The organism is Citricoccus zhacaiensis (assembly GCF_014645315.1).
Classification (GTDB): Bacteria; Actinomycetota; Actinomycetes; order Actinomycetales; family Micrococcaceae; genus Citricoccus; species Citricoccus zhacaiensis.
In genome coordinates this window covers 598,890-618,653 of record NZ_BMLQ01000001.1, presented here as the reverse complement: position 1 = coordinate 618,653, position 19,764 = coordinate 598,890, and the positions used below count along the sequence as shown (strand labels likewise).

Here is a 19,764-nt window from a genome sequence, read left to right as displayed (position 1 = left end):
GGTTCCCCACTTTAGACGGTCGCGTGCGCGGTCAATCGCCCATCACGCAGGGTGACCGCCCGGTCCGCCACCTCCACGAACTCCAGATCGTGGGTGACCACCACGGTGGCGGTGCCCCGGTCCCTCGTCAGGGTGGCGAGCAGCTCCATGACCTCAGCGGAACGGTGCTGGTCCAGGGCCGAGGTCGGCTCATCCACCAACAGCACCGAGGGCTCGCCCATGAGCGCCCGGGCGATGTTCACCCGCTGCCGCTGGCCGCCGGAGAGCTGGTGGGGCCGCCGTCGGGCTGCCGCGGACATCCCGACGGCGGCCAGAGACTCCAGCGCTGCGTCCTGGACCGCACGGGGCCGGTGACCGCGCAACACCCCGACCAGCTGCAGTTGCTCGACGGCCGTCAGCGAGGGCATCAATTGGGGCTGCTGGAAGATCAGGCCGATCTCGTTGAGCCGCATCCGGGCACGCTCGGCCTGGCTGGCCCCGGTGATCTCGGTCGAGCCGATGTGGACGGTGCCGGAGGTGGGGGAGACCAGCGCTCCGGCCACGGCCAGCAGGGACGACTTGCCGGAGCCGGAGGGGCCCACGAGGGCGAGCATCTGGCCGGCCGGGACGGTGAGGTCCACGGAGTCGAGCGCGTTGAGGGTGCCGTTCTCGCCATCGGGGTAGGTCAGGGTGACGTTGGACAGGTGCAGCATGGGAGGTTCCTTCGAAGTGGGCTTGGGTAGGGGTCTCGGGCGGTGCTCAGCTGCCGCCGAGGGCGACGAGTGGGTCCACCCGGCACGTGCGCCAGACGGCTGCCACGGAGGCCACCATCCCGAGCGCCACGGTGACCAGCACCGGGATGGCGACGGCGGCCGCATCCACCTGGACGGGGACCGCGCCGGAGGCCAGCGAGATCCCGCCCAGGCCCAGGGCGCCGCCGAGAACGGCCCCGGCCAGCAGCACGATCCCGGCTTGGGTAAGAGCGTCCATGACGACCCACCCGGTGGTGGCGCCCAACGCCTTGAGCACGGCGATGTCCCGGGTGCGCTGGAGGGTGAACACGGCCATGAAGGCGGCGATCACCAGGGCGGAGATGCCGTAAAGGAACGCCTGCATCATGACGAGCGAACCGTTCTCCGAGGAGAAGGCCGGCAGGGCGCCCAGGGCGCCGTCCACGTCCGTGGCCACGGTGGTGGTCTCGGCGGCCGCGGCCGGCTGGTGGCCGGCGTCGGGCTCCGTTCCGGCGACCAGCACCGAGGCGGTCCCCTCGGGGGCATGCGTCAGGTCCGCCCACGTCTCCAGGGGCAGATAGAGCACCGGGGTGTGGGAGTACCAGCTGTCCTCGATGGTCTGGGCGATCAGCACGGCCTGTCCGTTGATGGACACCTCGTCCCCGGCGGAGACGCCGAGCTGCTCGGCGGCGGTCCTGCTGATGAGGGCGCCGTCCTCCAGCGAACCGCTGGTGTTGCCGGTGCTGTTCGGGCTGGCGGTGCCGGTTGCGGCGCCCGAGGACCCCGGGACCAGACGGGAGCCGGGCTCCAGCCCCATCAGGGTCACGGCGGTCACGGCACTGCCGGAATCGGCACGGGCCTGGCCCACGCCCACCGGCTCGGCCCACTCGACCTGGGCGTCCTGGCGCCAGCCCTCGAGTTGACCGGTGGTGACGGAGGAGGCCGTGAAGTCCGTCTCCACATCGTCCTTGTCCGAGGCATGGGCAGCACCGAAGACCACCGTGACCTCGGTGGAATCGGTGGCGGCGTCATCCCACGCCGAGACGGCGGAGATGTTCTGGTGGGCCAGCCCGTTGGTCAGCGCGGTGAGGAAGACCAGCAACAGGCTGATCAGGCCCACCACGGCACCCATCAGGGTGAAGCGGCCGGCGGAGAAGCGGACGTCCCTCAGGGACAGGAACGTTGGAGAGGACACGGCGGGGGCTCCTTGGTGTGGAACGGTGGATGGATGGCCGGTGTGGCTGATATCCAGCCTTCCGTCCCGGGCCGCAGCGCACATCGACCACCCGGCCACCGATGGGTCAACCCTTCGGTTGATTCGGGGGCATCCGCCGCCGCCGGGACCGGGCTACCCTGCACCCATGGGTTCCGAGCGCATGACACCACCGGCCAGGACACGTGTCCGGCCCCTGTCGGGCTCCTCGGAGGAGACCCGCATCCCGGCCCTGCTCGGAGCCATGCGAGTCATCCTGCACGTCACCGTGGCGGGACTGCTGGTCATCGGCCTGGTCCGCTCACTGATTCCCTCGGTCCGTGCGGGTGAGCACGACCTGGTGTGGCAGATCGTCTCCCTCGCCGCGGTGTTCGCGCTCATCTACCTCGCCGGGACCGTGGTGGAGAAGCGGCGCAGTGACCGCAGCCCTCTGGGAGACCGCAGTGATCCGGCCGGGGGACGCGCCGGCGCGCAGGCCGGGGGACAGTCTGCACTGCGGGCGGAGGGACAGATCGTCGTGCGGGCCCAGCTGGCCTGGCTGACCGCCGTCACCCTCACCTGGCTGGGCCTGATGGCGGTGCACGTGGACTTCGCCTGGCTCGCGTTCCCGCTGTTCTTCCTGCACCTGCACGTGGTGGGGCCCAGGTCCGTACCGATGGCGATCGCCTTGGTGGTCCTGCTGACGGTGACGGTGATCCTGGGGTTCTGGTGGCATGAGGGCAGGCTCGGCATCGGGGCGGTGGTGGGGCCCGTCATCGGGGCCGTGGTGGCGGTGGCCATGTCCGCGGCCTACTCGCTGTTCTATGCCGAGGCCCGCACTCAGCGGCGCATCGCGGCCGAGCTGCAGGCCACCCGCGACCACCTGGCCCGTTCCGAACGCCATGCCGGGGCCCTGCGGGAACGGGAACGGTGGGCGCAAGACCTGCATGACACCCTGGCGCAGGGCCTGGCCTCCGTGGTGCTGCTGTCCCGCGCCGCCCAGGAGCAGCATCCCGCCGAACCCCTGGCCGGGCAACTACAGCAGATCGAACGCTCCGCCGTGGACAACCTGGCCCAGGCCCGTGCCCTCGTGGAGCAACGCGGCCCCGGCGCGGGCCTGACCGCCGAACTGGTGGCCGCCTGCCGGACCACCCAGGACACGGCGCGTTCGGCCGGCTCGGATCTTGCGGTCGAGTTCCATGGGCCCGACGCCGGCCGGGGCGGCGAGGTCGGCGAGGTCGGCGAGGCCGGCGATCCGCCCATGGGTGCCGAGGCGGCGACCGCCGTGCTGCGGGTGACCCAGTCCGCGCTGGCCAATGTGCTGCAGCATGCGCGGGCGAGTCGCTGCGTGGTCACCTTCGCGGTGCACCGGGACGAGGTGACCCTGGACGTGTTCGACGACGGCGCGGGTCGCGGCGATCGGCCCGAGGGCTTCGGGATCACCACCATGCGGCAGCGAGCGAACACGGCCGCGGGCACCTTGACGGTCGAAGACGCCTTCGAGCCCCGCAGCGGGGGCGGGGCCACCGGAACGGTGGTGGCCCTCAGTGTGCCGCGGTGGGGCGGAAGGGCGTGACAGGCATGACGGGCAAGACGGGCATGACAGGCCACGGAAGGCAGCGGGACGAACCGATCCGCATCCTGCTCGTGGACGACCACCCGGTGGTGAGGGCCGGATTGCGCGCCGTGCTGGAATCGGCGGACCACCTGAAGGTGATGGCGGAGGCGTCCACGGCCGCAGAGGCGCTGGCCGCCGTGGACCGGTTGAACTCCCACGACGACGGTCCGGATGTGGTGGTGATGGACATCGAGCTGGGAGAGGGGTCCACCGGGATCGAGGCCACCGAGAGCCTGGGACGCAGCCATCCGAAGCTTCCCGTGCTGATCGTCTCCACCTACGGCGCGGTCTCCGATGTCCAGGCCGCGCTGGCCGCCGGGGCGCTGGGCTACCTCCTGAAGGATGCCTCTCCCGATCAACTGCGCGACGCCGTGGTGAAGGCCGCCGCGGGGACCTGGATCCTCCCCGCGGACCTGGCCCGTCGTGCCCTGGGCAGCGGGGGCGGGCAGGAGCCGGCACTGAGCCCGCGGGAGATCGACATCCTCGAACAGCTGGCGCTCGGCCGGACCAACCAGCAGATCGCGGCGGGGCTGTTCATCTCCCAGGCCACCGTCAAGACCCACCTGAACCACATCTTCGGCAAGCTCGGGGTGGGCAATCGCACCGAGGCGGTCACGGCGGCCCGGGCCCGGCGCCTCATCCGCGGTTGATTCGCCAGGCTCTGCCGGACGCTGTTCCGGCCGCGGCCGGTCTCGTTCCAGGGCTCGGTCAGCCGACCTCGTCCGGATCCAGGTCCCCGATGATCTTGACCGGCTTGGCGGTGCCGTTGTCCAGGGAGTAGGTCACGCCGATGATGGCCGTGCGGCCCTCGTTGACGGCCTTGGACACGGACATCGAGGACTCCATCAGGCGGGAGCTGATCTGACGCACGTTCTCCGCCACCGTGCCGTTGACGTCCTTGACCCCGGCACGCCGGGCGGAGATCACGGAGGGGATGATGCGTTCCACGAGGGAGCGGATGAATCCGGGAGGCATCTCCCCGGAGACGTAGGAGTCCACGGCGGCGGTCACCGCACCGCAGCTGTCATGGCCGAGGACGACGATCAGCGGGATGTCGAGGACATCCACGGAGTACTCGAGGGAACCGAGGACGGCGTCGTCGATCACCTGACCGGCCGTGCGGACCACGAAGACGTCGCCCAACCCCACGTCGAAGATGATCTCTGCCGCGAGCCGGGAATCCGAGCAACCGAAGATCACGGCCACCGGATGCTGCTCGTGTGTCAGGGAGGCGCGGCGCGCGGCGTCCTGGTTGGGGTGGTTGGAGGTATCAGCCACGAAGCGTTCGTTGCCGGCTCGCAGCAAGTCCCACACGGCAGAGGGCGTCAGGGGGGCGGCGGACGGAGAGGTGGCGGTCTTCAAGTCGGCACTGTCGGTCATCGGCTCTGCTTCCTAGTGGTTGAACTGCTGTCAGTGGTCCTCGGCGGAATCGTGGATGGAGTCCTGGATGGCGGCCGCCAGGGTGTCCAGCGCGGCCAGGTCACCGGAGCCACTGATGAGGAGGGTGGTCCCGTCCAGTTCTGTCACCATATGCCGATCACCGTCGGCCGGCTCGTACAAGTCCCACGTGGTCCCGTCCACGGAGCGCGTCCCGGTCTGGGGCGCGTTGTCCATCTGCTGGGACAGCCACGTGGGATTGGCCTGGACGGTCTGCTTGAACCCGGCGAAGTCGTCCCCGGCGGTGACGTACCCGGCCTCCCAGAACTCCACCTGGTCCACGCCCGCGCCGTTCCACCGGGCGAAGTTGGCGTTCCAGTCCGCCGGGACGCGCGGGGCGACGGCGGAGAAGCCGGCGGTGGCCGAGGCCTGTTCGGCGGTGGCCGTCACGTCCACGGTGCGCTCGTAGGTCTCCTCGGTGCTGCTGGGATTCATCAGCACCACCAGCAGGGCGATGGCCAGGGTCGCCAGCACGGAGATGACCATGGCCTGCGCGGACTGTCCGGCCCGCTTGGCCTGCTTCTGCGTCAGTCGTGGCTTGGGGGCCGGGGTGGTGGCCGAGCTGGCGGCCGGATCGGCCTCGGGCTGAGGGGAAGTCACCGGTCCATTCTGCCACCAGCCGGGACACTAGGATGGATTCCGAGACGTTCCCCCACAGACGGAGTATTTCGGTGACCACTGACCAGCCCGAGAACAATGGCGTTCGGACCGACAAGGCACAGTCGCGCACCGCGGAGCCGCATCACACTGATCGCAGCATCCTCAGCCCGAGCCTGGCCGTGTCCGGGACCAAGCCGGACCGCAACCTGGCCATGGAGCTGGTCCGGGTGACCGAGGCCGCCGCCATCGCCGCAGGTCACTGGGTGGGCTACGGGGACAAGAACACTGCCGATGGCGCCGCCGTGGACGCGATGCGCGCCTTCATGGACACCGTGGCGATGAACGGTGTGGTGGTCATCGGCGAGGGCGAGAAGGACGAGGCGCCCATGCTCTACAACGGCGAAAACGTCGGAGACGGCACCGGCCCCGAGGTGGACGTCGCCGTGGATCCGATCGACGGCACCCGCCTGACCGCCATGGGCTACCCCAACGCACTGTCCGTGTTCGCCGTCGCCGAGCGCGGTGCCATGTTCGACCCCTCGGCGGTGTTCTACATGGACAAGCTCGTCGTGGGACCGGAGGCAGCTGACTTCGTCGATCTCCGCCTGCCCATCAAGCAGAACATCCACCTGGTCGCCAAGGCCCTGGGCAAGCCCATCAGCCAGCTGAACGTCTGCGTGCTGGACCGTCCGCGCCACGAGAAACTGGTCGCCGAGATCCGCGCCGCCGGTGCCCGCGTGAAGTTCATCATGGACGGTGACGTGGCCGGGGGCATCGCCGCAGCCCGCCATGACACCGATGTGGACATGCTGCTCGGGATCGGTGGCACGCCCGAGGGCATCATCACCGCCTGCGCCATCAAGGCGATCGGCGGTGTGATCCAGGGCCGTCTGGCCCCGATCGACGACGCCGAACGCCAGCGGGCCATCGACGCCGGCCATGACCTGGACGCGGTCCTCACCACCGACGACCTGGTCAAGACTGACAACGCCTACTTCGCCGCCACCGGCATCACCGACGGTGACCTGCTGCGCGGCGTGCGCTACTACAACGACCGCGTGACCACGCAGTCCATGGTCATGCGCTCCAAGTCCGGCACCGTGCGCGTCATCGAGGCCGAGCACCAGGCCCGCAAGTGGGAGCCCTGGATCGGTCCGGACGCCCTGCCGGTGCGCTGAGCTGCCACCACACCTTCGCAACTGGCGGTCGAGATCGCACCATCTACTGACGGGTAACCCGCCGGAATGGGGCGAGTTCGACCGCCAGTTCGAAGTTGTCAGGGGAGGGTGACCGAGAAGAGGGTGGCCGGATCCTCGCCGGCGCCGTGAACGATCGCGGCGGCATCGGCCGCCGTCAGGAACACCGACTCCCCGGCGGCGAGCACGGCAGCCTCGGCCCCGGCCTCGACCCGGACCCGTCCGGCGGTGCACACCGCCAGGACCGGCCCTCGGGCGGTCAGGGTGGTGCCGTCGGCGGCGGGTAGATCCAACCGGTCGACCTGGAACTCCTCGAACGGGGGACGGAACACCAGATGGCCTTCCCCCTCCGAGAGGGGGGCGCAGTACGGCACTGGCACGGACTCGAAGGCGACGACCCGGCGCAGCTCGGGGACGTCCACATGCTTGGGTGTCAGCCCGCCGCGCAGCACGTTGTCCGAGGCGGCCATGACCTCCACACCCAGTCCATGCAGGTAGGCGTGGACATTGCCGGCCGGCAGGTGGATCGCCTGGCCCGGGGCCAGGTCCACGCGGTGGAGCAGGATCGAGACCAGCACACCCGGATCGGCCGGATAGTGCTCGGCGATCCCCACCGCCGTGGCCAGGTTCAGATCCTCGTCCAGGGCCCGAGGAGCCTTCTTCAGAGCGGCGACGACGGCCGTCACCCAGGAGCCCGAGGACCAGTCCCCGGCGGGGTCGAGCAGGTCCGCGAAGACGCGCTCGAGCGCCGGGCCGCCGCCATCATCGTCGCCATCGCCGTCAGGTTCTCCTGCGCCATGCAGGAGGAGGTCGGCGTAGCCGGCCGCTGTCTGGGCCACGGATGCTTCGGATGTTGGCGCGTCGAACGCGGCGGGTGCGGCGTCGGCGAGACCGGCCGGGCCGGCGTCGTGATCCTCCATGTTCTCAGCCAGCACCTGGGCCAGCCGGGAGAACGAGGTGCCGGCATCCCGGGCCGAGCGGAATCCGCACAGGGCGGCGAATGGGGTCAGGGCCACGAGCATCTCCGGCTTGTGGTTGTCATCCCGGTAGTTGCGGTGGGGCGCCGAGTCCGGGACGCCTGCGGCCTCCTCGGCGGCGAACCCGGTGCGGGCCTGCTCGTGGGTCGGATGGGCCTGGATCGACAGCGGGCGCCCCGCGGCCAGCAGTTTCACGAGGAAGGGCAGGCGGCCGTAGCGCACGGCCTCGCCCAGCAACGCCTCCGGATCAGAGGCCAGCAGCTCATCGAGGGGCACCGGCGCCGACCCGGGATCGCTCGCCGGGACCGCTCCAGCGGGAGCGCTGGGGTGTGCGCCCATCCACATCTCCGCCTCCGGCCGGCCGGTGGGAGTCCGGTCCTGTAGCTCGGCCAGCAGGGTGGCGGAGCCCCACGCATAGTCACGGATGGGGGTGTGCAGCAGGTACATGCTCCCAGCCTATCGACCCGCCCGAGACAACCGTACACAGGGGGCGCTGCCGGCAAGGACGTGAGTCACCCGACCGGGAACCGGTCCCTGCGTCCTTGTCGGCCGCCCAGCGGTTGACTAGCCCGCCGCGCAGAGGTGGTTGGTGGATGCGGCGTCCTCCAGCAGGCCGGTCTGGCCAGTGTCCTCGAGGTGCTGCAGATACTCGTGCGTGATCTCGGATCCGTCCGGCTGGGTCGGCGGTGCCGGCCAGTCAGCGGGATCGTCGCTGGTGCCGGCCTCCTGCGAGGCGGAAGCCATCAGGGAGGCGGTGGCGTCCACGAAGAGCAGCGGGGCCGCGGACGTGCCGGCGGCGTTCGGGGTGCCGTCCTCGGCGAGCATGGCGTCCACCCGGGTGCGGATCTCGTCGAAGTCCGGGTAGGTGGTGAACCGGCCGTCCTCGCCCTCGAAGTCCGGGGGACCGATGGTCAGCCGCCCCATGCCCTGGGACTGCCCCTTCGCGGCCAGCGAGACGAACGTGCCCAGCTGCTGCCCCGGCAGATCGGTCTCCACGATCTGCTCGCCGGCATCCAGGATGCCCTGGAAGCGGGTCACCAGGGTCTGGGGATTGAACTGGGCCAGCATGGCGGACTGGATGCACTGCTGGCGGCGGATGCGCGAGTAGTCCGTGGAGAAGTGGCGGGAGCGGGCGAAGGCCAGGGCCTCTTCGCCGCTGAAGTCATAGGTTCCCGGGCCCCACCACGCGTTGCCCCATTCGCCGTCCGGGCGGGGTCCTCGGTAGGTCGTCCAACCGCCGGACGTGACCGTGACTCCGCCCATGGAGTCGATGAGCTGGGAGAACCCGCCCATGTCCACCATCGCGTAGGCCTGGATGTCCAGTCCGAGGATGCCGCCGGCAGCGTCCATCATGGCCTCAGCGCCGGGATCCTCGGCACCGGGATAGAGGTCCTGGTGGTTCTCCATGACGTCCACGTACAGGGCGTTGATGATGCACTCGTCGCCGCAGTTGAAGCCCTCCGGGTAGGCGCCCCACAGGGGGGAGTCCTCGGAGAACGGGGCGTTCTGGAAGTTGCGGGGGATCGAGAACAGGATCGTACTGCCGGTGTCGGCGTTCACGGAGGCCACATGGATGGAGTCCGGCCGCAGCCCGATCCGGCCCTCACCGGCGTCGCCACCCATGAGCAGGAAGTTGTAGCGGCCGGCCACCGGCTCGATGGCGGGGCCGGGCGCGAAGATCTCGTTCAGGGCGTTGCGCCCGGCGTTCACGGCGAAGGAGCCGTAGCCGAGCACGCCGGACGTGGCCACCAGCAGCAGCACCGTGGAGAAGGCCAGCAGCGGCTTCATCCCGGGGGCCACCAGCCTGAGCCGCAACAGCCGGAAGGTGTCGATCCAGAGCACCACCCACCCGATGGCCAGGGCTGCCAGGACCACGACGGCCGCCAGCTGGACCCACGTGTTGGCGAAGGCCTGGACCAGCAGGTCGCGATTGACCACCAGCAGCACGAGCGCGACGGCGACCAGGAGCCAGACCGTCAGGGTCACCCGCAGTGCGGCGCGGCCGAGGGCACGATTCCCGGCGACCACCTGGGCGCCGCCGGGGACGAAGAGGGTGAGCAGCAGCAGGATCCAGGCCCGCTTGGTGCGTTGGGGGGCCGCGGCGCTCTGCGGGTCGCGGACCGGGTCAGGCCCTCCTGCGCCCGCGGCCTGGGGGCCGTGCAGGAGGGACGGGTCTCTCTGGGGAACCTGGCCTGCCATCACGGGCGGAATCCGGGCCGTCCGGCCAGCGACTCCTGCAACCGTTCACCCTTGGCGCTGGCCGTGTTCCGCAGCTCGGCGGCGAACTCGACCATCTTCTCGCGCAGCTGCGACGCCTCCGGGTCGGTTCCCGCGGCGAGGATCCGCACGGCCAGCAGCCCGGCGTTGCGGGCGCCGCCGATGGACACGGTGGCCACCGGGACGCCGGCGGGCATCTGCACGATGGACAGCAGGGAGTCCATGCCGTCGAGGGTCTTCAGCGGCACGGGCACGCCGATGACCGGCAGGGGAGTGGTGGAGGCGATCATGCCCGGCAGGTGCGCGGCACCGCCGGCGCCGGCGATGATCACCCGGATCCCGCGTTCGTGCGCCTCGGTGCCGAAGGCCACCATCTCGTGCGGCATGCGGTGGGCGGACACGACCCCGGCCTCGTAGGGAATCCCGAATTCCTCCAGGGCCGCTGCGGCGGCCTCCATCACGGGCCAGTCCGAGTCGGAGCCCATGATCACGGCCACCCGGGCGGGGGCCGCGCCGGCCTGGTCAGTGGTCGCGGAGCCAGTGGTCGCGGGTGCTTCGCTGGGGGTCATGACTGCTCCTGCTGGTCGGCGTCCTGCGATCCGGTCTGTGTGTCGGTACCTGGACCGGAGTCGGGACCGGCGTGCAGTCCCTCGCTGATGATCGCGGCGGCTCCCTCGGCGGCCGCGCGGGCGGAGGCCAGGTCCTCGGGGGTGGCCGCGGTGACGTTGACGTGCCCGATCTTGCGGCCGGGGCGCACGGACTTGCCGTAGGCATGGATCTTGGCCTCGGGGAAGGCCGTCATGGCCGTGGGGAAGGCCGCGTAGAGGTCCTCGTTGGCTCCGCCGAGGTAGTTCTTCATCACGGTGTAGGCACCGAGGGGGGCCGTGGAACCCAGTGGCAGGTCGAGCACCGCGCGGACGTGCTGCTCGAACTGGCCGGTGACGGCGCCGTCCATGGACCAGTGGCCCGAGTTGTGAGGGCGCATGGCCAGTTCGTTGACCATGAAGCCGGGGCCGACGCCGGGGGTCTCGAACAGTTCCACGGCGAGCATGCCGGTCACGCCGAGTCCCTCGGCCAGGGCCACGGCGGCCTCCTCGGCCGCGCGCGCCGTCCCGGGGTCCAGGCCGGGCGCCGGGGCGGTGACCACGTCACACACCCCGTCCGTCTGGACAGATTCGGCCACCGGGTAGGAGGCGGTCGCCCCCGAGGGATTGCGGGCCACCTGAGAGGAGAGCTCCCGGGAGAAGTCCACCATCTCCTCAACCAGCAGCGCCTCGAATCCCAACTCGAACCAGTCGCCGCAGGATTCGGCGGCCTCGGGCGAGCGCAGGACCCGCACGCCCTTGCCGTCGTAGCCGCCGCGCGGGGTCTTGAGGACCACGGGCCAACCGGTCCGGTCGCCGAAGTCGAGCAGGTCAGCGACGGAGGTCACGGCGGCCCACGCCGGGTTCGGCAGTCCGAGGCGGTCACAGGCCTGGCGCATGAGCAGCTTGTCCTGGGCGTACTGCAGGGCATCCGGTCCGGGCTGCAGGTTCACGCCGGCCTCCTTCAGCGCCCGCAGGTGCTCCGGAGGCACGTGCTCATGGTCGAACGTCACCACGTCCACCCCGGCCACGAAGGCCTTCAGCGCCTCGAGGTCCCGGTAGTCTCCCACCGTGGAGGGGGCCGCCGTGGTGGCCGAGACGTCCGGGCCCTCGGCCAGGACTCTCAGCCGCACGCCCAGGGCCGTTGCTGCCGGGGCCATCATGCGCGCCAATTGGCCGCCGCCCACTACTCCGATCACAGGAAAACTCACGGACCTAGGGTAACCAGCGGATCAGTCCCAGCCCGGCAGAACCGCCCGGCGGCCTCCAGTTGTCAGGAAACGGGGAGGAACCCGGTCTAAGGTATGCTTAGACATTTTCCGGTTCTCGGCCCGTCTTCTGCACGCAACAAGGAGTCCACCCACCCCCATGTTCAGCAACCTGTGGCAACGTCTCGTGGCCCTGGTCGCCATGCTCTGGCGCGAGGTCGCCAAGTTCGGGGCGGTCGGGGCGGCAGCCTTCGTGGTGGACTCGGCGATCTTCCTGTGGCTCATGCACGGCCCGATGGAGGGCAGTAACGTCAAGTCCAAGATCGTGGCCAGCGTGGTCGCCACGATCTTCTCCTATGTGGCCAACCGCCTCTGGACCTTCCGCCACCGCCGGCAGAACAACCTCATGCGCGAGTTCGTGTTGTTCGCGGTGATGAACGTCATCGGCATGGGCATCCAGGCCGGTTGCGTGTTCGTGGCGCAGTACTGGCTGGGCGTCACCTCGACCGCCGGCATCTTCATCGCCGGAAGCGTGGTCGGGCTGGTCCTGGGCACCATCTTCCGCTTCTTCGCCTACCGGTTCTGGGTGTTCACCGAGGAACTGGACGCGGACCCCAAGTTCAAGGACGACCGCGAACGGCTCACCGGCGAACTGCCGGTCATTCGCACCGCCGACACCCCGCGCCGGCACCGCAGGGGCTCCACCTCGCCGGCTCCCGGCCCGGTGGCGCCACCGGCCCGCACTGCGCTGCAGGGCCCGTCCGCGCCGTCAGCCCGCACGCCCGCCGAGCCTCGGTAACCACTCACCGGGAGGCGCTGCCCAGCCGCTCGGCCTCCACGAGCCGGGCCGAGGCCCCGCCGAGGTCCGTGTCCCGTTCCGGCACCAGCACCACCGGGTGCCCCCGGTCCCAGGTCCCGACGACGGCGCGCGCGGTCCCGCGGTCCAGCCGCCCGCCCGCGGCCGCCACCACCAGCCCCCGCTCGCGGTGAGACCACCGGGACAGGGGTGCGCCGGCGTCGTACTCGGGGCCTGTGGCAGCCAGATCCTCCCAGGCTTCGACGAGCGACGGCAGGCTGGTCCCCGGCAGGGGGAGGTGGCACTGGTCCGCCTGCATCTGCACCTCGGCGGCATAGTCCAGGGCGTGGGACGGCACCTGCGCGTCCGGTGACGGCAACGCCTCCAACGGCTCCGAGGTCTCAGAGACCTCAGACGCCCCTGATGACCTCAGGGTCCCCTGGGACACCGACCAGAGATCGGCGGGATGTTCTGACCAGGCCCCGGGCGTCCCGGACACCACCAGGTCCACCGAACCGGCCCCGCCCGGGGCGGATGAGGAGACGGAGGCGAACCGCACCTCCACGCCGGCACGTGCGGCCCCCAGCAGCAGGGCCAGCGATTTCCATCCCAGGGGCAGGTCCATCAGGACCGTGGAACCAGGCCCGTGGCCCTCGATGTCCAACAGGTTGGCGGTCTTGGCAGCCCAGTTGGCCAGGACCCGGCCGGAGAGCTCGACGCGGTCGCCGTCGGCCGCGTGATCCACCACGGCCGGCCGGGGTGAGGCAGCGATGGCCTCGAACCAGGTCAGACGTCGGCCGGACGGATCGTTTCCGCCTCCTGCCGCTCCACCGGGTAGATTCGTTCCGAGCTTGACCATGGATGTCCTTTCGCCGTGGGGCAACACGCCCACATCCGCGCGTCGGTGCGGCGGCGTGTCGGTAGGCCAGGGGCCGTTCCCCTCCTCACATTGTGCCGCCTCCGCTTGACTAAAGCAGAGTTACACCGGTGTAATTCACCCTGGAACGGTCATGGTGACCACGGCGCTTCCCACCGCCCACCACTGGTTCCCCGCTGCCGTCGGTACAGACGGAATCGGTCCGGGCGCGCCCGGCGCCGCGGGGGACGTGGTCGGAAGGCGTGTCAGGAGCCCTGCCCGATCCGCAGACACCGGAACCTCCGGTGACGGGATGACCAGCGTGAGAACGGGGAGGAATCACATGGAGAACGCCCAGCGCCTCGACGAGATCCACGAGTCCGAAGCCAACCGGACCGGACTGTCCGGCCGACCCTTGACCGACGGCCCCTACCCGGGCCGTAGCGTACCCGCCGACTGGTTCCTCGACCCGGCCGACCCGGACGCAGCCCGCCGCCTCGAGACCGGCACCTCCCTGGGATCACTCGAGGACCAGGCCACCGCCTTCCTGGCGGATCACGACGTAGACGACGCCGAAGCCGATTCCCCGGCCGCTTCCGGCACCGACGTCACCGCCACCGTCACTGCCCTGCACCCCGGCACGGCTGCCCCGTTGGAGACCCCCGGCCAGGCGCCCGGCACGGGCTCCACCACCAGCGCCCAGCCTTCCGTGTGGCTGGGACTGCCCGGCTTGGCCGATCCCCTCGACGTGGACGGGGAGCTCGCCTGGCAGGTCGACGCCCTGTGCGCGCAGACGGACCCCGAGGCCTTCTTCCCCGAGAAGGGCGGGTCCACCCGCGACGCCAAGAAGGTCTGCTCCGCCTGCACCGTTCGCAGTGAATGCCTCGAGTACGCCCTCGGCAACGACGAGCGTTTCGGCATCTGGGGCGGCCTGTCCGAGCGTGAGCGGCGCCGCCTGCGGAAACGGTCAGTCTGATTTCAGCTCCGGCCACCCTGCCTGCGTCCGCCGTCACCGGCGATCCCACGGCCCAGCACGTCACCGCCGTCGTGGTCGTCGACCGGCGGCCCGACCTGACCGCTGACGCCGTCCAGGCAGTGCTCGATCAGCAGCGGCGCCCGGACCGCATCGTCGCCGTCTTCACGGGGGCCGCCGAGAACCCGGCGGACACCGGGACCGGCACAGCCGGGGAACTCCGGCAGCACCTCGCCGGCCTCGTGGACGACGCCGGCCTCACCTTCGGCTCCTTCGACTCGTTGAGCTCGTTCGAGGGCGGCGCCGATCCAGACGCCACCGGCGGCACGGGGGACGTGCGCTGGCTGTGGTGGATCCATGACGATTCGCGTCCCGCCCCGGATGCGCTTCAGCGGTTGATGACGGTCGTGGAGACCTCCCCCTCCGTGACCATCGCCGGTTGCAAGCAGATCGAGCTCGGCCGCCCCCGCCACCTGCTGGACGTGGGTCTGACCGTGACCGCCGCCGCCGAGCCCATCAGCCTCGTCGAGCCCGGCGAACTGGACCAGGGCCAGTACAACGCCCGTACGGACACCTTCGCCGTGTCCGCCCCCGGCATGCTCATCCGCCAGGATGTCTGGGCCGAGCTGGGCGGGTTCGACCCTTCCGGACCGCCCACGGCCGCCGTCGTGGATCTGTGCTGGCGCAACCGGCTGGCCGGGCATCGCGTCGTGGTGGTCCCCGAGGCTGTCATCGGCCACGACGGCCGCGGTGAGGGCCTGGACGCCGGTACCTCGGCGCTCCGCGAGGCCTCCCTCTGGCTGCGTCTCAAGCACGCCCGGCCGTGGGCGGTCCCCCTGCTGTGGATCTGGGGTCTGATCACGGGGCTGGGCGGATTCGCCGCCTCGCTGCTGGCCAAGGAACCCGGCCGCGGCGCCTCCCACCTGGCCGGCACCATGCGGACCCTCGTGCGGGTCGGACCCCTGGCCGCTGCCCGACGCCGAGCCCGCACGACCCGGCGGGCGCCCCGGTCGATCGTGGGCCCGCTCAAGGCCTCCCGCGCCGAGGTGCGCACCTACCGGCGCAGCGTCCTGGACCTCGAATCGCCGGAGGAGATCATCGGCGACGGCACCGGATCCACGATGATCTCCAGCGAGGCGACCGGCGGTCACGACGACTTCGCGGCCCTGGCCACCCCAGCACGCAACTGGGTGGGCACCGGCCTGGTGCTGGCCCTGCTGCTGCTCGGCGGGCTCTCCCTGGTGGGCCTGCGCGACCTGCTGGCTGCCCCGGCCCTGACCGGTGGTTCGCTGTTGCCGCTGTCCGCCTCGGCCGCCGAACTCTGGCACTACGCCACCGGCAGCTGGGCACCCGCCGGAGTCGGTGCCCCCGTCCAGCCCGGCCCCTTCGGGCTGGCGCTGACGGTCCTCGGCGTCACCGGCCAGGGATCGCTGGCGCTGGTGTGGCTGACCATCCTGGCCATGCCCCTGGCGTCCATCGGAGCCTGGATGGCGGCCGGCGCCGTGGCCCGCAGCCGAGGTGTGCGCCTGCTGGCGGCCCTGATCTGGGGGCTGTCCCCGGCGCTGCTGACCGCCGCCGGCGAGGGCCGTCCCGGAGCCCTCCTGGTACACCTCGGCCTGCCCTGGCTGGCCCTGGCCGTCATCCGCGCCACCGGCTCGGCCGCGTTGCGGCGGCCCGACCCCGAAGGCGTCACCGAGGACACCCTGGGCGCCCTGCAACGCCCGGGCCACCGCGGGGTGATCTCCTGGACCGCCTCGGGCTGGACCGCCCTGCTCCTCGCCGCCCTGGGGACCGCCGCGCCCCTGCTGCTGCCGTTCCTCGTGGTGGGCGTGCTGCTCCTCGCGGGGCTGATCGGCCAGCGCGGGCGCGCCCTGTGGTGGACGCCCCTGCCCGGCCTGGCCCTGTTCCTCCCCACCGTCCTGACGCATTGGACGGACCTGCGTGCGGTCCTCGGCGATCCCGGGGTGCCGCAGGCCTACGATCCGGCTCCGCTGTGGCAGCAGATCCTCGGCTTCCCGGAGGCCTTCGCCGCGGACTCGGGCCTGCTGGCCCTGCCGTGGCTGGACACGGCTGTGCCGGGTGGGGCCGGGTACCCCTGGGCCCTGGTCGCGGCGCTCGTCATCGGGCTCCCCGTCCTGGCAGCCGCCGCCGTGGGCGCCTTCATGACCGGGCGGATCGGCACGCAGGCCCGCATCGCCCTCGCGGCCACGGTGCTGGGACTGGCCGGCGCCGCCGTCGCGCCCCTGATCGCCACCTCGGTGGACGCCAACGGTGACCTGGTCACGGTGTTCACCGGCCCCTTCACCTCCACCGCGCTGCTGGGCGTGCTGATCGCCGCCGTCGCCGGGTTCAACGGGGTCCTCGGCCCGCGCCGGGTCCCCGGGGTGTCACGCCTGGGGCTGCGCGCCGGCATCGGCCCCGCGCGGCGGACCGCCGTGGTGGTGCTGGCGGTCCTGGCCAGCTGTTCCGTGGGCCTGACCGCGACCCTCTGGGTGATCCCGCGCACCGTCCCCGGTACGACCCTGGACCCCGCTGCCGGCGAGGCCCTGGCCGCCCGCACCGCGGACGGCGAGGCCGAGGCTGTGCTGTCCACGTTGGGCACCGGCAGCGTCATTGAGTCCAGCCCCGTCCGGCTGCTCCCGGCCACCGCGGCGGACCAGGGTGCCAGTGCCCTGGCGACCCGGACCGTGGTCCTGGAACGCCGTGCCGACGAGCTGCAGGTCAGCCTCGCCAGTGGTGCGGGCCCCGCCCTGGACCGGCTCAGCGCCGGATGGACCGCACGCTCCCTGACCGGCCCCCTGTCCAGCCCGACGGCGGCCGCCCCCGACCGTGCCGACGAACAATTGCGCAGCCTGGGCGCCCAGCTGGTCTCCGGGGCCAACGCGGACCCGCGGCCGGCCCTCGAGGACTTTGGGGCCGGATTCGTGGTGCTGCGGGATCCGAACGGGGGAGAGCTCGGCACCGCTGCCTCCATCGACGCAGTCCCGGGTCTTGCCCCCGTCGGCCTCACCGATTCGGGCTGGCTCTGGCGCGTGCTTCCCGAGGAGTCCGGGGGCATCCCCGTGGCCGGAACCCACGACCTCGAGGACCGGATGGGCTTCTCGACGGCCCGCGCCCGGATCGTCGACGGCACCGGCGAGACCACCCACCTGGTGTCCCGGCCCGGCACCACCGTGGACACCCCCATTCCGGCCGCCGAGGCCGAGGCGGAGGGCGAGAGCCGCCAGCTGGTCCTGGCCGAACGGGCCGACGCCGGCTGGCACGCCACCCTCGACGGCGAGCCGCTCGAGGCTCACACCGATGACGGCACCGGCTGGGCCCAGGCTTTCGAACTTCCCGATGACGGTGGTCAGCTCAGGGTCTGGCACTCATCCCCGGCTGCGGCCTGGGCCTGGTGGATCCCCGGACTCCTGCTCGTGCTCGCCGCCCTGCTGGCCATCCCCTCGCCCACCCGGCGCACGGACGGCCGGCCGCGGGCTGGCGACGCCGGTGAGGACAAAGCGCGGACGGAGCAACGATGAGCGGCCAGGACCACGACCAGCAGCCGGACGCCTCCAGCACCCCGGATGCCTCCAGTACCCCGGAAGCGCCCGGGACGCCGGGCCAGGACTCGCTGCAGGACCCGCCCGCCTCGCGGGGGCAGCTCAAGGGACAGCGGGCGGCAGCCGCCCGTGACCTCAAGCGTCAGGCCGCCCTCGAGGCGCACCAACGGGGCGTCGTCCGCAGGGCGCCCATGACCGCGGGCCTGGCGGGGGCCGGCGTCGTGGTCCTGGTGGCCGCCGCGGTCACCGCCGGGACGCTCGTCCCGCCCGCCACGCCGGAGGTGGACGGCCGTGCCGCGCCCGCCGCGCTGAATGCCGTGCCGGTGCGGTCCGTCTGCGCCGGACCGCCGCGACTGCCCGCCGGCGCCGAGGAGGGGACGGACACCCAGTTCAGCCCCGTCTCCACCTCCGCCGTCTCCCGGGTCACCTCGGTGCTGCTCTCCGATCTGGCCGGTCGTTTCCCCGGCAGCTCGATCAGCACCCTGCAGTCGGCCGAGAACGGCAACTCCGGCGAGGGGGCCGAACCGGTGGACCTGACCGAGTCCCAGCCTGAAGAGGTCCAGCAGGGGGACCCGGCCACGGCCGGAGCGGACGGTGTACCGGTCCGGGAGTCCGCTGTGGACCACGTGCAGTCCCCGGGTGGCGAAGCGGGCGAGGCCACGGCCGTCACGGTCGAGCCGATCGGCGGGCAGGCGATGCCCTCGGACGCCGTGTCCCTGTACTCCGCCACGGATGGAGACCTCGCCGGCACGGACGCCAGCTCCTGCCTCGCCCCGGCCCACGAACACTGGCTCACCGGCATGACCACCACGGTGGGCTCGACCTCGATCCTGGTGCTCTCGAACCCCTCGGCCTCAGCCAGCACCGTGGACCTGACCCTCTACGGGGCCGACGGGCCGGTCGAGGCACCGGGCACCGCCGGCATCGTCCTGGCGCCAGGACAGACCCGGTCCATCGTGCTGGGCGGCATGGCCCCGGACGAGGAGCACCTGGCCGTCCACGTCCGCGCTCAGGGCGGCGCGGTCGGTGCCACGGCCCAGCAGCACCGGCTCTTCGGCATCACGCCGGGCGGTGTGGAGATTATCCAGCCGACCTCGAACCCGTCCCTGAGAGCGGTCATGCCCGGGCTCGTGGTGCCGAACAGGGCGGTCACCGAGGAGATCACCGGCCAGGACGGATACGAGCAGGCCGGCCCGGCCCTCTCACTCGCGGCGCCGACCAGCGCGGCCACCGCCGAGATCACCGTGAGCGGCCCGGACGGCCCCGTGGAACTGCCGGAGGGCGGCCTGGTGGACATCGGCGCCGGTTCCACCGTGCGCTTCCCCCTCGACGGGTTGGACCATGGCGTCTACACCGTCACCGTGAGTGCTGATGCTCCCGTCGCGGCCAGCGCCCGGGGCCTGTCCGGCCAGGCCGGCGAACCGATCGACTTCTCCAGCGTGTCCGCGGTCGACCCGCTGGGCCTGGAACGGCTGGTCGCCCGGCCCGAGAACACCACCGCGAACCTGGTGCTGCATTCGGCCGACGGCGGGGCCGTGGAGATCACCCCCGTCTCGGAGGACGGCAGTCTGGGGGAGTCCCGGGTGCAGGAACTCGGCCCGGAATCCACCCGCGCGCTCTCCTTCGCGGACCTGGCCGGCGGAGAAGGCGCCGTCCCCAGTGGGGCTCTGCTGGAGACCGTGGAGGGGCAGGTGTACGCCGCCGTCGATGTGCGCGGCGAGCAGGGGATCTCCGCGTACCCGGTGGTGCCGCAGCAGCAACAGGTCTCCGGCGTCCCGGTGCGCGTGGGCTACTGAGCCAGCCGCAGGACGGTACGGGCCGGCAGTGGCCCGCACCGAGTACCGGCCATCGAGGCCGT

16 protein-coding genes are annotated in these 19,764 nt (G+C 71.6%); 7 read left to right on the top strand and 9 right to left on the bottom strand.

What is annotated here, in order from left to right; genetic code table 11:
• Positions 1–11: 11 nt before the first annotated feature.
• Entirely contained in the window at positions 12–692 is a 681-nt protein-coding gene (locus tag IEX49_RS02675) for an ABC transporter ATP-binding protein (RefSeq protein ID WP_188803860.1), read from the bottom strand.
• Positions 693–738: 46 nt separating this feature from the next.
• Entirely contained in the window at positions 739–1,905 is a 1,167-nt protein-coding gene (locus IEX49_RS02670) for an ABC transporter permease (RefSeq protein WP_188803859.1), read from the bottom strand.
• A gap of 166 nt (positions 1,906–2,071) precedes the next feature.
• Between IEX49_RS02670 and IEX49_RS02665 the strand changes: the two genes are divergently transcribed.
• Both IEX49_RS02665 and IEX49_RS02660 read left to right on the top strand, forming a co-directional pair.
• Entirely contained in the window at positions 2,072–3,478 is a 1,407-nt protein-coding gene (locus tag IEX49_RS02665; protein WP_188803857.1) for a sensor histidine kinase, read from the top strand.
• A 5-nt stretch (positions 3,479–3,483) separates the two neighbouring features.
• A complete protein-coding gene (locus IEX49_RS02660; RefSeq protein ID WP_229672104.1) occupies positions 3,484–4,170 on the top strand; it encodes a response regulator transcription factor in 687 nt (228 codons plus the stop codon).
• A gap of 58 nt (positions 4,171–4,228) precedes the next feature.
• Here the strand turns inward: IEX49_RS02660 and IEX49_RS02655 are convergent, their stop codons facing one another.
• Together IEX49_RS02655 and IEX49_RS02650 are read right to left on the bottom strand one after the other, a co-directional pair.
• Complete coding sequence (locus IEX49_RS02655) at positions 4,229–4,900, bottom strand: carbonic anhydrase (RefSeq protein ID WP_188803855.1); 672 nt, start codon at positions 4,898–4,900, stop codon at positions 4,229–4,231.
• Positions 4,901–4,930: 30 nt separating this feature from the next.
• A complete protein-coding gene (locus tag IEX49_RS02650; protein WP_188803853.1) occupies positions 4,931–5,557 on the bottom strand; it encodes a DUF4245 domain-containing protein in 627 nt (208 codons plus the stop codon).
• A gap of 212 nt (positions 5,558–5,769) precedes the next feature.
• Between IEX49_RS02650 and glpX the strand changes: the two genes are divergently transcribed.
• Positions 5,770–6,735 (top strand): class II fructose-bisphosphatase, encoded by a 966-nt coding sequence (gene glpX / locus IEX49_RS02645; protein ID WP_229672164.1) that lies wholly within the window; start codon positions 5,770–5,772, stop codon positions 6,733–6,735.
• 98 nt (positions 6,736–6,833) lie between these two features.
• On the opposite strand, the gene manA is transcribed toward glpX, so the two are convergent.
• The 4 genes from manA to IEX49_RS02625 form a co-directional block, all read right to left on the bottom strand.
• A complete protein-coding gene (gene manA / locus IEX49_RS02640) occupies positions 6,834–8,177 on the bottom strand; it encodes a mannose-6-phosphate isomerase, class I (RefSeq protein WP_188803851.1) in 1,344 nt (447 codons plus the stop codon).
• Positions 8,178–8,294: 117 nt separating this feature from the next.
• Complete coding sequence (locus IEX49_RS02635) at positions 8,295–9,929, bottom strand: LCP family protein (RefSeq protein WP_188804244.1); 1,635 nt, start codon at positions 9,927–9,929, stop codon at positions 8,295–8,297.
• Positions 9,929–10,432 carry a 5-(carboxyamino)imidazole ribonucleotide mutase gene (gene purE, locus IEX49_RS02630; protein ID WP_373286669.1) on the bottom strand — a complete coding sequence of 168 codons (504 nt, stop codon included), beginning with the start codon at positions 10,430–10,432 and terminating at the stop codon, positions 9,929–9,931. Before purE ends, IEX49_RS02635 begins: the two co-directional genes overlap by 1 nt.
• 80 nt (positions 10,433–10,512) lie before the next feature.
• A complete protein-coding gene (locus IEX49_RS02625) occupies positions 10,513–11,742 on the bottom strand; it encodes a 5-(carboxyamino)imidazole ribonucleotide synthase (RefSeq protein WP_188803847.1) in 1,230 nt (409 codons plus the stop codon).
• A gap of 157 nt (positions 11,743–11,899) precedes the next feature.
• On the opposite strand from IEX49_RS02625, the gene IEX49_RS02620 reads away from it, so the two are divergent.
• Entirely contained in the window at positions 11,900–12,538 is a 639-nt protein-coding gene (locus IEX49_RS02620) for a GtrA family protein (RefSeq protein WP_188803845.1), read from the top strand.
• A 4-nt stretch (positions 12,539–12,542) separates the two neighbouring features.
• Here IEX49_RS02620 and IEX49_RS02615 read toward each other — a convergent pair whose 3' ends face one another.
• Positions 12,543–13,394, bottom strand: coding sequence for a TIGR03089 family protein (locus tag IEX49_RS02615; RefSeq protein WP_188803843.1), 852 nt, complete (start codon positions 13,392–13,394; stop codon positions 12,543–12,545).
• Between the two features lie 340 nt (positions 13,395–13,734).
• Between IEX49_RS02615 and IEX49_RS16705 the strand changes: the two genes are divergently transcribed.
• From IEX49_RS16705 to IEX49_RS02600, 3 genes are all read left to right on the top strand, one after another.
• Positions 13,735–14,367 carry a WhiB family transcriptional regulator gene (locus IEX49_RS16705; protein WP_229672103.1) on the top strand — a complete coding sequence of 211 codons (633 nt, stop codon included), beginning with the start codon at positions 13,735–13,737 and terminating at the stop codon, positions 14,365–14,367.
• Between the two features lie 71 nt (positions 14,368–14,438).
• Complete coding sequence (locus IEX49_RS02605; RefSeq protein WP_188803841.1) at positions 14,439–17,885, top strand: glycosyltransferase; 3,447 nt, start codon at positions 14,439–14,441, stop codon at positions 17,883–17,885.
• Complete coding sequence (locus IEX49_RS02600) at positions 17,882–19,702, top strand: DUF5719 family protein (protein ID WP_188803839.1); 1,821 nt, start codon at positions 17,882–17,884, stop codon at positions 19,700–19,702. Before IEX49_RS02605 ends, IEX49_RS02600 begins: the two co-directional genes overlap by 4 nt.
• Positions 19,703–19,764 lie beyond the last annotated feature (62 nt).

Bases quoted from the DNA above. Each gene is read 5' to 3' on its own strand.
- IEX49_RS02620 (WP_188803845.1), top strand. From the start codon at position 11,900: ATGTTCAGCAACCTGTGGCAACGTCTCGTGGCCCTGGTCGCCATGCTC.
- IEX49_RS02600 (WP_188803839.1), top strand. From the start codon at position 17,882: ATGAGCGGCCAGGACCACGACCAGCAGCCGGACGCCTCCAGCACCCCG.
- IEX49_RS02615 (WP_188803843.1), bottom strand. From the start codon at position 13,394: ATGGTCAAGCTCGGAACGAATCTACCCGGTGGAGCGGCAGGAGGCGGA.
- IEX49_RS02655 (WP_188803855.1), bottom strand. From the start codon at position 4,900: ATGACCGACAGTGCCGACTTGAAGACCGCCACCTCTCCGTCCGCCGCC.
- IEX49_RS16705 (WP_229672103.1), top strand. From the start codon at position 13,735: ATGGAGAACGCCCAGCGCCTCGACGAGATCCACGAGTCCGAAGCCAAC.
- IEX49_RS02660 (WP_229672104.1), top strand. From the start codon at position 3,484: ATGACGGGCAAGACGGGCATGACAGGCCACGGAAGGCAGCGGGACGAA.
- IEX49_RS02675 (WP_188803860.1), bottom strand. From the start codon at position 692: ATGCTGCACCTGTCCAACGTCACCCTGACCTACCCCGATGGCGAGAAC.
- IEX49_RS02635 (WP_188804244.1), bottom strand. From the start codon at position 9,929: ATGGCAGGCCAGGTTCCCCAGAGAGACCCGTCCCTCCTGCACGGCCCC.
- IEX49_RS02665 (WP_188803857.1), top strand. From the start codon at position 2,072: ATGGGTTCCGAGCGCATGACACCACCGGCCAGGACACGTGTCCGGCCC.
- glpX (WP_229672164.1), top strand. From the start codon at position 5,770: ATGGAGCTGGTCCGGGTGACCGAGGCCGCCGCCATCGCCGCAGGTCAC.
- purE (WP_373286669.1), bottom strand. From the start codon at position 10,432: ATGGGCTCCGACTCGGACTGGCCCGTGATGGAGGCCGCCGCAGCGGCC.
- manA (WP_188803851.1), bottom strand. From the start codon at position 8,177: ATGTACCTGCTGCACACCCCCATCCGTGACTATGCGTGGGGCTCCGCC.